Genomic DNA, 14,162 nt, shown 5'->3' on the forward strand with positions numbered 1-14,162 from the left:
ACTATTAGGTGTCACGCGCCAGGCGTTATTGATTTACCGCAATTAATTCATCTCGTGAAATGTTTAGTTTCCCCGCCGCAAGCGAAGATTGATTATTGAGGAAAGCAATGAACGTCAACCGCAGACAGTTTTTCCGTATCTGCGCGGGCGGGATGGCAGGAACCACGGTCGCTGCTTTAGGGTTCGCCCCGAAGATGGCGCTGGCTCAGACGCGAAATTATAAATTACTGCGCGCAAAAGAGACTCGAAACTCCTGTACGTACTGTTCCGTGGGTTGTGGGCTATTAATGTATAGCCTCGGTGATGGCGCAAAGAACGCCAGAGAAGCGATTTACCATATCGAGGGGGATCCGGATCATCCGGTCAGCCGGGGCGCGCTCTGCCCGAAAGGGGCGGGTCTGCTCGATTATGTCCACAGTGAAAACCGCCTGCGTTACCCCGAATACCGCGCGCCGGGCTCGGATAAATGGCAGCGCATCAGCTGGGATGAAGCCTTTAACCGTATTGCCCGCCTGATGAAAGCGGATCGCGATGCGCACTTTGTCGAAACCAACGACGCCGGGGTGAAGGTTAACCGCTGGCTCTCCACCGGTATGCTGTGCGCCTCGGCGGCAAGCAATGAGACGGGCATGCTGACGCAAAAATTTGTGCGCTCTCTCGGCATGCTGGCGGTAGATAACCAGGCGCGCGTCTGACACGGACCAACGGTAGCAAGTCTTGCTCCAACATTTGGTCGCGGTGCGATGACCAACCACTGGGTTGATATCAAAAACGCCAACGTGGTGATGGTGATGGGCGGCAACGCCGCTGAAGCCCACCCGGTCGGTTTCCGTTGGGCTATGGAAGCCAAAAATAACAATGACGCGACGCTTATCGTTGTCGACCCGCGCTTTACGCGCACGGCGTCGGTGGCGGATATCTATGCGCCGATCCGCTCCGGGACGGATATCACTTTCCTCTCCGGCGTGCTGCGCTACCTGATCGAAAACAACAAGATCAACGCGGAATACGTCAGACACTACACCAACGCCAGCCTGCTGGTGCGGGATGACTTTGCCTTCGAAGAAGGCTTGTTCAGCGGCTACGATGCTGAAAAACGGCAGTACGACAAAACGACGTGGAACTATCAGTTTGATGACAAAGGTTATGCAAAACGCGATGAGACGCTGACTCATCCGCGCTGTGTCTGGAACCTGCTCAAACAGCATGTCGATCGCTACACCCCGGAGACGGTGGAGAATATCTGCGGTACGCCAAAAGCGGACTTCCTGAAGGTGTGCGAGGTTCTCGCCTCGACCAGCGCCGTAGACAGAACCACGACGTTCCTCTACGCGCTGGGCTGGACGCAACATACTGTCGGTGCGCAGAACATCCGCACCATGGCGATGATCCAGCTGCTGCTCGGCAATATGGGCATGGCCGGCGGCGGGGTTAACGCCCTGCGTGGTCACTCCAACATTCAGGGGCTGACGGATCTGGGGCTGCTTTCGACCAGCCTGCCGGGTTACCTGACGCTGCCGTCGGAAAAACAGACCGATCTGCAACAGTACCTGGCGGCGAGCACGCCGAAAGCGATGTTGCCCGATCAGGTGAACTACTGGAGCAACTATCCGAAGTTCTTCGTTAGCCTGATGAAATCGTTCTATGGCGATGCGGCGCAAAAAGAGAACGACTGGGGCTTCGACTGGCTGCCGAAGTGGGATCAATCCTACGACGTCATCAAATATTTCAACATGATGGCGAAGGGTGAAGTAACCGGCTACATCTGCCAGGGCTTTAACCCGGTAGCCTCGTTCCCGGATAAGAACAAGGTTGTCAGCACCCTCAGCAAGCTGAAGTACATGGTGGTGATCGATCCGCTGGTCACCGAGACCTCCAGCTTCTGGCAGAACCACGGCGAGATGAACGACGTTGACCCGTCGGCGATTGCGACGGAAGTGTTCCGTCTGCCCTCCACCTGTTTTGCCGAGGAGGATGGTTCGATTGCCAACTCCGGGCGCTGGCTGCAGTGGCACTGGAAAGGGCAGGATGCGCCGGGCGAAGCGCTCAACGACGGCGAGATCCTGGCGGGCATTTACCACCGTATGCGCGCAATGTACCGCATGGAAGGCGGTAAAGGCGCGGAGCCGCTGCTCAATATGTCCTGGCACTACAGCCAGCCGCATAACCCGCACTCTGAAGAGGTGGCAAAAGAGAACAACGGCTATGCGCTGGAAGATCTCTATGACACCAACGGTCAACTTCTGGCGAAGAGAGGCCAGTTGCTGAACAGCTTTGCGCTGCTGCGTGATGATGGCTCCACCGCCTCGTCGTGCTGGATCTATGCGGGCAGCTGGACCGAGCAGGGCAACCAGATGGCAAACCGTGATAACGCCGATCCATCGGGGCTGGGCAATACGCTCGGCTGGGCCTGGGCGTGGCCGATGAACCGCCGGGTGCTCTACAACCGCGCATCGGCGGATTTCATGGGCAAACCGTGGGATGCGAAACGGATGCTGATCCAGTGGAACGGTGCGAAGTGGGTCGGGAATGACATTCCGGACTACAACACCGCGCCGCCGGGAAGCAATACCGGGCCGTTTATCATGCAGCAGGAAGGGATGGGGCGTCTGTTTGCTCTCAATAAACTTGCCGAAGGACCATTCCCGGAGCACTACGAACCGGTGGAGACGCCGCTCGGCACCAACCCGCTGCACCCGAACGTCATCTCCAGCCCGGTGGTGCGTATTTATGCAGAGGATGTGAAGCGTATGGGGAAAAAAGAGCACTTCCCTTATGTCGGCACTACCTATCGTCTGACGGAGCACTTCCACACCTGGACCAAGCACGCACGGCTTAACGCCATTGCCCAGCCGGAGCAGTTTGTTGAAATCAGCGAAACGCTGGCCGCAGCAAAAGGCATCCGCAATGGCGATCGCGTTAAGGTCAGCAGCCAGCGCGGTTTCATTCGCGCGGTGGCGGTGGTCACGCGACGTCTGCAAACCCTGCAGGTGCACGGTCAGCAGGTTGAGACCGTGGGCATTCCGCTGCACTGGGGCTTTGAAGGCGTGGCGCAGAAGGGGTATATCGCCAACACCCTGACGCCTAACGTCGGCGATGCGAACTCGCAAACGCCGGAATATAAAGCGTTTTTGGTCAATATCGAGAAGGCGTAAGGGCGCGACATTATGGCTATGGAAACTCAGGACATTATTAAACGCTCTGCGACCAACCCTGTCACGCCGCCGCCAAAGGCGCGTGACTATAAAGCGGAGGTTGCCAAACTCATCGATGTCTCCACCTGTGTGGGCTGCAAAGCCTGCCAGGTGGCCTGCTCGGAGTGGAACGATATTCGCGACGAGGTAGGGCACTGCGTCGGGGTCTATGACAACCCCGCCGATCTCAGCGCCAAATCCTGGACGGTGATGCGCTTTAGCGAAACCGAGCAGAACGGCAAGCTGGAGTGGCTGATCCGCAAAGATGGCTGCATGCACTGCGCGGAGCCGGGCTGCCTGAAGGCGTGCCCCTCTGCCGGTGCAATCATTCAGTACGCGAACGGTATCGTCGACTTCCAGCAGGAGAACTGCATCGGCTGCGGCTACTGCATCGCCGGGTGTCCATTTAATGTCCCGCGCCTCAGTAAAGAGGATAACCGGGTCTATAAATGTACGCTCTGCGTCGATCGCGTCAGCGTCGGCCAGGAGCCCGCCTGCGTGAAGACCTGCCCGACTGGCGCTATTCATTTCGGCACCAAAAGGGAGATGCTGGAGCTTGGCGAGCAGCGCGTTGAGAAGCTGAAAGCGCGCGGTTACAGCAATGCGGGTATCTACAATCCGCAGGGCGTGGGCGGCACCCATGTGATGTATGTGCTGCATCATGCCGATAAGCCAGCGCTCTATCACGAACTGCCCAACGATCCGCATATCGACACGGCGGTCGGGCTGTGGAAAGGGGTATTGAAACCGCTGTCGGCGGCAGGCTTCCTTGCCACGTTCGCCGGGCTGATTTACCACTACATTGGCATCGGCCCCAATAAAGAGGTGGATGACGAAGAGGACGATCATCATGAGTAAGTCGAAAATGATTGTGCGGACTAAATTTATCGACCGCGCCTGTCACTGGACGGTGGTGATCTGCTTCTTTCTGGTGGCGCTCTCCGGCATCTCCTTCTTCTTTCCGACGCTGCAGTGGCTGACGGAAACCTTCGGTACACCACAGATGGGGCGCATTCTGCATCCCTTCTTCGGTGTGGTGATCTTCCTGGCGCTGATGTTTATGTTCGTGCGCTTCGTGCATCACAACATCCCGGACAAGAAGGACTGGCCGTGGGTGAAAAATATCGTTGAGGTACTGAAGGGCAACGAGCACAAAGTGGCGAAGGTCGGCAAGTATAATGCCGGGCAGAAGATGATGTTCTGGACCATTATGAGCATGACGACCGTGCTGCTGGTCACCGGTGTGGTGATCTGGCGCCCGTATTTTGCCCACTACTTTCCGATACAGGTCATTCGCTACAGCCTGCTGCTGCACGCGACCTCGGCGATTATTTTGATCAACGCCATCCTGATCCATATGTATATGGCTTTCTGGGTCAAAGGCTCGATCAAAGGCATGATCGAGGGCAAAGTGAGCCGCCGCTGGGCGATGAAGCACCATCCGCGCTGGTATCGCGACGTCGAACGTCTCGAAGCGAAAAAAGAGAGTACGGAAGGCATTAAGTAATGCGTTTACCGCTCCGGCATCCTGTCCGGAGCGGTTTTTTAGCTGCACCCCGTCGCGCTTTACTCCCGTTTTGCCGCGCGACTCAACGCAACATAATCTTCTCTTTTCTCCATCCATTCCCATCATCTCCTCCCTGGTTTTGTGCAGCGAAAATTAGCAATCCGCCATCATGCAAACAACGTCCTTTCTTCAGGTTTATGCCGAAATTGCGAGGTCGCTTCCTGAATAAAGCAACGCCATGCAAACGGTGAAAATCTTTGCGAGGCATCTTCCAGAATCCTGCATTCCCTTTGGTTTTCCTGGTAACGGCGCGCGGCGTTATGACGATGATGGCGCCCGGCGAAGAGCGTGCCGGGCGCTTTTTGTTATGGGTGCGACACTGCGCTACGCAAGGCCAGCTTCCTCTGCAACAGCGGCACCAGCAGAGGAAACAGAAGGGCGCTGAGGGCGCAAACTATCAGTAATGGCTTAAGGGCCTCGAGGGTCAGCGCTCTGGCGGAGAGCAGCCACGAAGAGAGTGAAAATGCGGCGGTGGTGGCGAGATGCATCAGCGCCGTTTGCAAGGAGCCAAATCCCGCGCGTTGCGCATTATCCGGGAACTGCAGGGTGAGCACCGATGAGGAGACCAGGCGGCTATAGGCCCCTGAGAGAAACAGCACCATAAAAAGCCAGGCATTAGAGCAGTGCAGTGCGGGGATCAGCAGGCTGGCAACGAACAGGGCGCTGGAGGTCAGCGCCAGCGCCAGGGCGGTATAGCGTTGCGTGAGCAGGCCGGTAAACCGGGTCGCGAGATACCCGGCGATACCACCGGCAAAAAAGAGCCAGGCAAGCTCCGTGACCGTTGCGCCAAGCAGCTGCAACAGCGGCACCAGTACAGGAATGAGCAGCATTGGGCTGAACTGTACCAGCGCATTGCCGGAGGCGAAGAGCAGCGTCTGCGCATCAAGGGTGATCTTCTGGCGTGGGCCTGAGCAGCCCTGCTGGGCGGGAATGACGCACACAATCAGCACCAGCGCCACAAGGCAGCAGGCGCTGATTGAGAGCAGTGAGGTTTTCCACCCCCAGCGGGAGCAGATAAACAGCACCGCTGGCATGCCGACAATGCTGATCATGGAAAACGCGGCGATCACCGTCGACACCATCTTGCCGCGTAGCTGCGCTGGTGCGGCGTTGATCAGCAGGCTGGTCGCCACCCCCATTGTCGTGCCGCCGACCAGCCCGGCAAAAAAGCGCAGCGCCAGCAGCACGCCAAAGTGGGTGGTGAGTGTCGTCATAAGAGTCAATATGCACAGCAGCGCCATATTGCCGATTAAAAAGCGCTGCTGATTGATTGCGCCGATGAAGTAGAACGCGATCGCTCCAGAGAACATCGCGGCGAAGGTGTAGGCCGCAGAGACATAGCCGGAGAAGGCGAGCGGCACTGCAAAGGACGGGGCCATAAAGGCGAATATTGGATTGAAGGCCATATATTCCAGCGCGTTAGCGAACTGGATAAAGGAGACAACGATGGCCATGCTGGTAAGCATCCGGGAGGCGTTTTGTTGTGACATAAGTAACGAGTAAACCTGTAAAAAAGAGGAACAGGCACTCTAATACCTGGCAGTTTTGAGAATAAGACGGTAAAAGTGACCGTCATTGTTATCAAAAATGGGATAAATATGCGGACAGGGCTGGATTTTACCGCGTTGAAGATCTTCTGTGCGGTGGTGGATAAAGGGAGTTTTGTGGCGGCGGCGAAGGCGCTGACCATGCCGACATCGAACGTCAGCCGGACGGTTGCCCGGCTTGAAGAGATGCTCAATGTGCAGCTTATTGAGCGCACAACCCGGCACCGGAAGCTGACGCCGTCCGGGCAGCTTCTCTATACGCGCTCAAAGCCGCTGCTTGAGTCGCTGGAGCAGACGGAGGCGGAGTTGATGTCGCGGCAGGTGCAGCTAAAGGGTCCGCTACGCATTTGCATTCCGAGCGAGATGGGGCCAGCGCTGCTCGGCGATCTGCTGGCGGATTTCGCCTGCCGTTACCCGGAACTGGAGATCAGCTGCATAACCAATCTCTCCGGCTTCGAATCCCTGCGCGAAGAGGTGGATCTCGCCGTTATCGTCACCCGTGGAGATCTGGATGACAGCGATTACATTGCCCGGCCACTGGCGACGTTTCCCTGCACCATTGTGGCTGCGCCTGCGCTAATTGAACGCTTCGGCCTGCCGGTTTCCATCCGCCAGTTTGAAAACTTACCCTGCATTACCACCGTCAGCGCGCTGAATGGCGCGGCCTGGCAATTTGTCGATGCTGCGGGTAAGCATGAGGTGGTCAACGTGAAAGGGCATTACCGCGTCAACAGCGGTGAGATGGCCTTCAAAGCTGCGCTGGCAGGAGTGGGGTTTGCCATCCTGTCAAAACAGGCCTGCCAGCAGCCGATTAACGAGGGGCGTCTGGTCGAGATCGTCTTCCCGCAGGCGGCAGCGCCGCTGCGTCTGGTTGCCATCTACTCCAGCCGCCGCTATCTGCCAGTCAAAACGCGGGCGTTGATTGATTTTCTGCAGCAGGGGCTGCAAAGCCCCGCAGATTAAGCAGGGGCAGAAAAACTGTATTCATGGATTAAAACGTCAGCGGACGGGTTTCAACTGGTCTGCCTTACGCGAATGGTCAATAATGCCCGTCGCAAACTTTTAACAAGTGGTTAGTGGTATGAAAAAAACGGTTTTTTCGTTGGCACTTGCGACCTTTGGTCTTGGGATGGCTGAGTTCGGTATTATGGGCGTGTTGACCGAGCTTGCGAATAACGTGGGGATCTCGATTCCGTCTGCGGGGCATATGATTTCTGCCTATGCAGCGGGTGTGGTGATTGGCGCGCCGATCATGGCGATGTTCTCCAACCGCTTCTCGCTGAAAAATGTGCTGCTCTTTCTGGTGGCGCTCTGCTTTGTCGGCAATACGATTTTCACCTTCTCCAGCGCATATCCGATGCTGGTGATTGGTCGGTTAATCTCGGGTTTTCCACACGGCGCTATCTTTGGCGTCGGTGCCATTATCCTCTCGAAAATCGCGCCGCCGGGCAAAGTGACGATGGCGGTGGCCGGGATGATCGCCGGGATGACCGTCGCTAACCTGATCGGTATTCCACTCGGTACGTGGATCGGCCATCTCTTTAGCTGGCGCTACACCTTTGTGCTGATCTCGCTCTTCTTTGTACTGGTGATGGTGTCGGTCATTTTCTGGGTGCCGAGCCTGTATGACACTGCGCCGACCCGCCTGAGCGAGCAGTTTCACTTTCTGAAGAAACCGGAGCCGTGGCTGATCTTCGCCGCTACCATGTTCGGCAATGCCGGGGTGTTTGCCTGGTTCAGTTACGTGAAACCCTTTATGGTGAGCGTCTCCGGCTTTTCACAAAATGCCATGACGCTGATTATGATGCTGATGGGGCTGGGAATGGTGCTGGGGAACATGTTCAGCGGCAGAGTGTCGGCGCGATTCAGCCCGATACGCATTGCGGCAGCGACCGAACTGGTGATCATGCTGGCGATGGTGGCGCTATTCTTCCTCGGCGATAGCAAAGCGGGGGCGCTCTCGTTGGGCTTTATCTGCTGTGCCGGGCTATTTGCGCTCTCTGCGCCGCTGCAAATCATGCTGCTGCAAAATGCGAAGGGTGGCGAAATGCTGGGTGCCGCAGGTGGGCAGATGGCGTTTAATTTCGGTAACGCTGTGGGAGCCTGGTTTGGCGGGCTGATTATTGCTTTTGGCTTTAGCTATAACTATCTGGCGTTGCCAGCGGCGGTGCTGACCTTCGCCGCGCTTACCTCGCTGCTGATTTATAACCGTCGCATCACCAGACACCAGGCAGAAGTGGTGACAGTGTAACGCAACGCCGGATGGCGGCTTCGCCTTATCCGGCCTACGGGAGATAAAAGGTTGCGGGGTTTCGTAGGTCGGATAAGCGCAGCGCCATCCGACACGAGGCTACGTCAGGAACGTTTCTACGGCAGGAACGGTTCGCCCAGGGTTAACATCAGCCGGTTGGCCCAGGCAAAAAAGGCGGCGGACTGAATAAGATCCAGCTGCTCAAGCGTATCCAGCCCCTCGCTTTCAAGGCGCGTTATATGGTCTCTGGTCAGCGCTGGCGGGGTCACGGAGAGCGCGGCGGCGGCGTCAATTTCCACCTGCCAGCGTGCTGATTGCCCCTCATGCAACGCGCCGCCTGGCGCCACCGCCAACAACGTCTCTACGGCGTTATCCTCCTTTGATAACTGGCTGGTTTTGCGTGCGTGTACTGAGGCGCAGTAGATACAGCCATTCACCTTACTTGCGACCGTCGCGGCCAGTTCGCGCTCGGCACGCGGCAGCCCACCGGGCGTATAAAAGATCCCTTTATCCGTCAGCGTGCGCTGCTCAAGCACCGGCAGGTTGCGCCCCAGCAGACGAAAATAGTCAGAATTGCTGTGGCCAAACCTGGCGAGAACGGCCTGCTCATCCACACTGAACTCTTCCAGCTGTTTTGCGGCGATCCACGGCTCCCAGCCCAACTCCTGCTGCGTGAAATACACCGGCGCCGCTTTGCCGCTTCGCGTTTGCGCGGTTGTGTGCCAACTGCCTGCGACAACAGGGGCGTCATTATGCAATACCGGTTTGCCATTCAGGAGACGCAGCCCGGCAAGCAGGCGGCTCTGAAAACTGACAAAGGCGATCAGTTGCGCCAGCGTAACAATATTTTCCGCGCTCCAGCCCGCGGCCTGCAGGCTGTTTAGCGCCTCCGGCGTCGCTTTAACCGGCGAGAAGGTTAGCAGGCGTGCAAACTCAATCGCGGGTGCCAGCTGTGCTGACGTCGGATCGGTCAGACCCAGGCCCGCATAGTGCGCGGCGAGATCGTCCGCGTTATGCCATTTCGCCACCTTGGCCGCCACGCTAAAGCGCGCCTCGGCAGAAAAGGTTTCATCATGGGTGGTAAAAAGTGCGTCGTAGCTGCCTTGCGCATGTCGCGTTGCTGCCTCGCGGGTCTGGCGGGCGGCGGCGAGGGCAGATGACGGGGCAATCCCGGCAAGATCGGCGAGAATGTCGTGACGTAAGCTCATGGTGACTCCTTATAAAATATGCGGCGCAATATGCCTGGCAATCAGTTCAATAGAACGCAGCGTGTCCGGATGGGAAGGCTCCACCGAGTGCACCTGGAAAGAGATATCCGTGGCGCGATGCAGCACGGAATCCTGCCGGAGCGAGGCGAGAACGGTTTGCGGATCGCCAATATGCGCGTCGAACTGCTGGATATAATCCGTGACGTTGTCACCGATAAGGGCATGACCTGCGGCGCGATGCTGCTCTGCCTGGCGGGTCAAACCCGGCGTGGCAACCTGAAGCGCATACGCGGTGGTATCAGCGACAAACGCGGTGCGGGAGGCGAGAATGCGCGGCGCAACGCCAGTTGGCAGGGCATCGCGATAGGCATCGACTATCGGATTCTGGATCTCATCCAGCCTTAAGCCGGGCTTATCAGCAGGGCGTGGCTGCGTACGCGAGAGCATCAAACCGTGTCCGGCCCGCGCGGCACGAACCGCGCCCTCAATGGAAAAGGTCGCGATCCAGACCCGCTCCGTCAGCTGCGGTGCCGGCGGGTAAAGGTGATTATCCGGATGGGCGAGCGAATCGCCGCGCCAGGCGCTCTGAATCAGATGCAGTGACTCCTCAAATACCGCGGCACGTTGATCAATCGTCAGGCCAAATGGCAGAAACGATGTCGGCGTGCCGCCGGAACCAAAGCCGACTTCCAGCCGCCCGTCCGCCAGCAAGTCCAGTACCGCCGCGTCCTCCGCTACGCGCAGCGGATTTTCCAGCGGCAGGGTGATGATCGCCGTACCGAGGCGAATGGTCTGCGTATGTGCCGCGGCATGGGCGAGGAAAAGCAGCGGCGAGGGTAATCCACCCTCATGCTCATGAAAGTGGTGCTGGGCGATCCACGCACTGTCAAAGCCGTGACGCTCAGCGTGGCGGATCTGCTCTGTCGCCAGGCGATAGCGCTCTTTGGGCGGCGCGTTATCCAGTAGACGGGTAAAAAAGCCCAGGCGTTTTCGCGTCATGCGAACTCCTCCGTAGCGGGTTGAAAATGGGGAATAGCGTCAATAAGCTCGCGGGTGTAAGCATCCTGCGGCGCAGCGAACAGCGCCTCGACGCTGCCGTGCTCAACCACCCGGCCGTTGCGCAGTACCGTGACGCTGTGCCCGATACGCCGTACCGTCGCCAGGTCATGGGTGATAAACAGATAGGTCAGCCCCAGTTGCTGCTGGAGTTGCTGAAGCAGGGCGAGGATCTGCGCCTGCACCGTCACATCCAGCGCGGAGGTGGCTTCATCCAGCACCAGAATGGAGGGCTCCAGAATCAAAGCCCGCGCAATCGCCACTCGCTGGCGCTGCCCGCCAGAGAGTTCACGGGCGCGGCGGCTCAGAAGTTCAACGGGTAAGGCAACCCGACCTGCGACCGCCTCGACCCGCGTTCTGCGCGTCGCTTTATCCAGCGGCGCGAAATTTTTCAGCGGCTCTTCGATGATTTCAAACAGCGTCTGGCGCGGATCGAGCGAGGCGAAGGGGTTCTGATAAACGAACTGGATCTCGCGTCGCAGCTGGCGTCGCGCCTCGCGGTTCAGGTGCGTCACGTCACTGCCGTTAATTACCACCGTTCCGCTGTCCGCCTGCTCGAAACCAAGCAGAATACGCGCCAGGGTGGTTTTACCGGAGCCGGATTCGCCCACCAGCGCATGGGTGCTGCCGCGGCGCACCTCAAAACTTACCGCCTCCAGCGCCTGCAAAGTATGGCCTTTGCCCAACGAAAACTGTTTTGCGATCCCCTGCAGGCGAATCGCCGGGGGGGCGAGAGGGTCGCCGGATACCGGGGCGATGGTCAGCGCCTCGCCGCGTACATCGCTGAGCAACTGTCGCGTATAGGGGTGGCGCGGTGCGCGAAGGATAGCGCTGGTATCCCCGTGCTCCTGGATCTCGCCATTGCGAAACACCAGCAACCGGTCGGCGCGTTCGGCGGCCAGCGCCAGATCATGGGTGACAAACAGCACCGCAGTGCCCGATTCGCGCCGCAGCGTGTCCAGCAGATCGAGGATCCGTTTTTGTACCGTGACGTCGAGGGCGCTGGTCGGCTCATCGGCAATAATCACTTCCGGTTGCAGCGCAATGGCGATGGCAATCAACACGCGCTGCTTCATGCCGCCGGAGAGCTGATGAGGATATTGCGCCATACGCTGCTCCGGGTGACTCAGCCCCACTTTATGCAACAACGAGAGCACCTGCGCGTTGCGTTCGGCAGCGCTCAGTTGTCGGTGCAGGCGCAGCACTTCGCCGACCTGCTCGCCAATGGTTTTTACCGGATTGAGGGCGTTACCCGGATCCTGCGGCACCAGGCTTATGCGCGCGCCGCGCAGGCTGTCGAGACGCTTCGCCGACCAGTGGCTGATGGTTTCGCCATTGAGCACGATCTCGCCCCGATCGCGGCGGGCATTCTCCGCCAGCAGGCCAATGATCGCCTGCGCGGTGGTGGTTTTCCCCGAGCCGGATTCACCGACAAATGCCAGCATCTCGCCGCGCTTCAGGCTGAAGCTGACGTTATGTACCACTTCGCGCCACGCCTGCCCGGTGCGGTAACTGAGGGTCAGATTTTCTACGGACAGAAGCGTCATGCGTGGCCTCCACTGAGCTGACGACTGATGCGGTTGACGGCCAGCACCACCATGATCACCACCAGCCCCGGGAAGGTCGTCAGCCACCAGGCGGTAGATAAGTAGTTGCGCCCTTCGGCGATCAGCAATCCCCACTCCGGTACCGGCGGCGGGGTACCGTAACCCAGAAAGCTGAGGGTCGAGAGCGCCAGAATGGCCTGACCAAACTGCAGGGTGGCAAAAGCCACCACGGCGGTGAGCGAATTGGGCAAAATATGCCGCCACACCACTGTCCAGAAGGTGCCGCCGCTGCCCCAGGCCGCTTCGACATAATCGGTGTGGCGAACGCGCACCACTTCGCCGCGTGCGAGCCGCGCGAAGCTGGCAACAGAGGCGACGCCGACGGCGATGGCCGCATTCACCGTCCCGAAGCCCAGTAAAATAATCACCGTCAGGGATAAGAGCAGGGACGGGATGGCGAGCAGCACATCCACCAGACGCATCAGGACCGACTCCACCCGACCGGCAAACGCGCCGGCCAGCACACCGATCAGCGTGCCCACCACCAGCCCCATGGTGACGGCGGCCAGCGCGGCGGAGAGCGAGTGCCTGGCACCATAAACAATCCGGGCATAGAGATCGCGGCCCAGCTGATCGGTGCCGAGCCAGTGCCCGGCCTGCGGCGCAAGCCGCTGCGCACCGGCGACGCCTTCTTCCGGGTTCCAGCCGGTGAACAGCGCAGGGAAAAAGGCGGCCAGCAGCGCCGCAATGAGAACCAGCCACGCGAGCCATAAGCCAGGTTGCCAGCGCAACGGGCTGTGTAGCGGTGTGCGTTTTTGGGCCGCCGCCGCATAATCAACCAGACTCATGACGCGCCTCCGGTGACCGTTTGCAACCGCGGGTCAAACCACGGCATCAGTAGATCCACCAACAGATTGATCAGCACAAAGCCGAGTGCGGAGATCATCACTACCGCCTGTAGCACCGCAATATCCTGATTATTGACCGCCTGCTGCGTAAGCTGGCCCAGCCCGGCACGACCAAACACGGTTTCGGTGATCAACGCGCCAGCAATCAGTTCGCCGAGCAGCAAACCGGCGATATTGAGCACCGGCAGCAGGGCGTTGCCCAGCACATGCCGCCATAACACGCCGGTTTCGCTCATCCCTTTTGCCCGCGCCACGCCGACAAAGGGCTGAACCGACACCTGATCGATGCTGCGCATCAGGATCTGCGCCAGCGGCGCGGAGATCGGGATCGCCACGGTGATAATCGGCAGGATCAGCCCCTGCAAAGGCGTCGGGTTAATCACCGGAATCAGCCGCAACTGGAAGGAAAAAAGCTGAATAAGGGCGATGCCGAGCCAGAAAGTTGGCAGCGAGATAAAGAGCACCGGCAGGGACTGGAACACGTTGCTCAGCCAGCGCAGCGCCGGTAAGCGCGAGGCGACCGCCAGCATAAAGGCCAGCACCGCCGCCAGTAAGAAGGCGGGCAGCGCCAGTGTCAGGGTGTCGGGCAGGTTACTGGCGATCAGCTCGCTCACCGGCACCCCGGCCTGTACGGAGTAACCAACATCGCCGCGCAGCATGGCAAACAGCGTGTGGAAATATTGCTGCCACAGCGGGCTATCCGCGCCGTAAGCAACCCGCATCTCCTCGATTTGCGCCGGGCTGAGGCCCAGATCCGGGTTCTGAAATTTAATCAGTACCGCATCGCCGGGCAGCACCTGGAGCAGAAAAAAGGAGAGGGTAAAGGCGGCCCATAACACCAGCAGCCCTTGCCCGACGCGTCGCAGCAGATAGTGGCTCATCGC

Annotated in this window: 11 protein-coding genes; 5 read left to right on the forward strand and 6 right to left on the reverse strand. The window is 58.9% G+C overall.

All coding sequences use genetic code 11. The annotated features are described in order from the left end of the window. The first annotated feature begins 107 nt into the window (after positions 1 to 107). The 3 genes from fdnG to fdnI are packed head-to-tail and all read left to right on the forward strand — an operon-like array spanning position 108 to position 4,701. Positions 108 to 3,155 carry a formate dehydrogenase-N subunit alpha gene (gene fdnG / locus IAE48_RS03535; RefSeq protein ID WP_200133500.1) on the forward strand — a complete coding sequence of 1,016 codons (3,048 nt, stop codon included), beginning with the start codon at positions 108 to 110 and terminating at the stop codon, positions 3,153 to 3,155. A gap of 12 nt (positions 3,156 to 3,167) precedes the next feature. Beyond that, complete coding sequence (fdxH, locus tag IAE48_RS03540; RefSeq protein ID WP_128482979.1) at positions 3,168 to 4,052, forward strand: formate dehydrogenase subunit beta; 885 nt, start codon at positions 3,168 to 3,170, stop codon at positions 4,050 to 4,052. After that, positions 4,045 to 4,701 carry a formate dehydrogenase-N subunit gamma gene (fdnI, locus tag IAE48_RS03545; protein ID WP_200133501.1) on the forward strand — a complete coding sequence of 219 codons (657 nt, stop codon included), beginning with the start codon at positions 4,045 to 4,047 and terminating at the stop codon, positions 4,699 to 4,701. The genes fdxH and fdnI overlap by 8 nt, the downstream gene beginning before the upstream one ends. A gap of 365 nt (positions 4,702 to 5,066) precedes the next feature. Here fdnI and IAE48_RS03550 read toward each other — a convergent pair whose 3' ends face one another. Further along, positions 5,067 to 6,251, reverse strand: a complete 1,185-nt coding sequence (locus IAE48_RS03550; RefSeq protein ID WP_200133502.1) for an MFS transporter — start codon at positions 6,249 to 6,251, stop codon at positions 5,067 to 5,069. A 108-nt stretch (positions 6,252 to 6,359) separates the two neighbouring features. On the opposite strand from IAE48_RS03550, the gene IAE48_RS03555 reads away from it, so the two are divergent. Further along, complete coding sequence (locus tag IAE48_RS03555; RefSeq protein WP_200133503.1) at positions 6,360 to 7,271, forward strand: LysR family transcriptional regulator; 912 nt, start codon at positions 6,360 to 6,362, stop codon at positions 7,269 to 7,271. Between the two features lie 118 nt (positions 7,272 to 7,389). Continuing rightward, positions 7,390 to 8,559 carry an MFS transporter AraJ gene (gene araJ / locus IAE48_RS03560; RefSeq protein WP_200133504.1) on the forward strand — a complete coding sequence of 390 codons (1,170 nt, stop codon included), beginning with the start codon at positions 7,390 to 7,392 and terminating at the stop codon, positions 8,557 to 8,559. 116 nt (positions 8,560 to 8,675) lie between these two features. Here the strand turns inward: araJ and IAE48_RS03565 are convergent, their stop codons facing one another. The 5 genes from IAE48_RS03565 to IAE48_RS03585 are packed head-to-tail and all read right to left on the reverse strand — an operon-like array spanning position 8,676 to position 14,159. Next, on the reverse strand, positions 8,676 to 9,767 hold the full coding sequence (locus tag IAE48_RS03565; protein WP_200133505.1) for an alkylhydroperoxidase domain protein: 1,092 nt from the start codon (positions 9,765 to 9,767) through the stop codon (positions 8,676 to 8,678). A gap of 9 nt (positions 9,768 to 9,776) precedes the next feature. Next, positions 9,777 to 10,766 carry a putative FMN-dependent luciferase-like monooxygenase gene (locus IAE48_RS03570; RefSeq protein WP_200133506.1) on the reverse strand — a complete coding sequence of 330 codons (990 nt, stop codon included), beginning with the start codon at positions 10,764 to 10,766 and terminating at the stop codon, positions 9,777 to 9,779. Further along, positions 10,763 to 12,370 (reverse strand): ABC transporter ATP-binding protein, encoded by a 1,608-nt coding sequence (locus IAE48_RS03575; protein ID WP_200133507.1) that lies wholly within the window; start codon positions 12,368 to 12,370, stop codon positions 10,763 to 10,765. Before IAE48_RS03575 ends, IAE48_RS03570 begins: the two co-directional genes overlap by 4 nt. Further along, positions 12,367 to 13,218 (reverse strand): ABC transporter permease, encoded by an 852-nt coding sequence (locus IAE48_RS03580; RefSeq protein WP_200133508.1) that lies wholly within the window; start codon positions 13,216 to 13,218, stop codon positions 12,367 to 12,369. The genes IAE48_RS03575 and IAE48_RS03580 overlap by 4 nt, the downstream gene beginning before the upstream one ends. Then, positions 13,215 to 14,159, reverse strand: a complete 945-nt coding sequence (locus IAE48_RS03585; protein ID WP_200133509.1) for an ABC transporter permease — start codon at positions 14,157 to 14,159, stop codon at positions 13,215 to 13,217. The genes IAE48_RS03580 and IAE48_RS03585 overlap by 4 nt, the downstream gene beginning before the upstream one ends. Positions 14,160 to 14,162: the final 3 nt, after the last annotated feature.

It is taken from the genome of Kosakonia sp. S57, assembly GCF_016516575.1.
Lineage (GTDB): Bacteria > Pseudomonadota > Gammaproteobacteria > Enterobacterales > Enterobacteriaceae > Kosakonia > Kosakonia cowanii.

Excerpts from the sequence above, each read along its gene's own strand:
- IAE48_RS03585 (WP_200133509.1), bottom strand. The coding sequence starts at position 14,159 with ATGAGCCACTATCTGCTGCGACGCGTCGGGCAAGGGCTGCTGGTGTTA.
- araJ (WP_200133504.1), top strand. The coding sequence starts at position 7,390 with ATGAAAAAAACGGTTTTTTCGTTGGCACTTGCGACCTTTGGTCTTGGG.
- IAE48_RS03565 (WP_200133505.1), bottom strand. The coding sequence starts at position 9,767 with ATGAGCTTACGTCACGACATTCTCGCCGATCTTGCCGGGATTGCCCCG.
- fdnI (WP_200133501.1), top strand. The coding sequence starts at position 4,045 with ATGAGTAAGTCGAAAATGATTGTGCGGACTAAATTTATCGACCGCGCC.
- IAE48_RS03550 (WP_200133502.1), bottom strand. The coding sequence starts at position 6,251 with ATGTCACAACAAAACGCCTCCCGGATGCTTACCAGCATGGCCATCGTT.
- IAE48_RS03570 (WP_200133506.1), bottom strand. The coding sequence starts at position 10,766 with ATGACGCGAAAACGCCTGGGCTTTTTTACCCGTCTACTGGATAACGCG.
- IAE48_RS03575 (WP_200133507.1), bottom strand. The coding sequence starts at position 12,370 with ATGACGCTTCTGTCCGTAGAAAATCTGACCCTCAGTTACCGCACCGGG.
- IAE48_RS03580 (WP_200133508.1), bottom strand. The coding sequence starts at position 13,218 with ATGAGTCTGGTTGATTATGCGGCGGCGGCCCAAAAACGCACACCGCTA.
- IAE48_RS03555 (WP_200133503.1), top strand. The coding sequence starts at position 6,360 with ATGCGGACAGGGCTGGATTTTACCGCGTTGAAGATCTTCTGTGCGGTG.
- fdxH (WP_128482979.1), top strand. The coding sequence starts at position 3,168 with ATGGCTATGGAAACTCAGGACATTATTAAACGCTCTGCGACCAACCCT.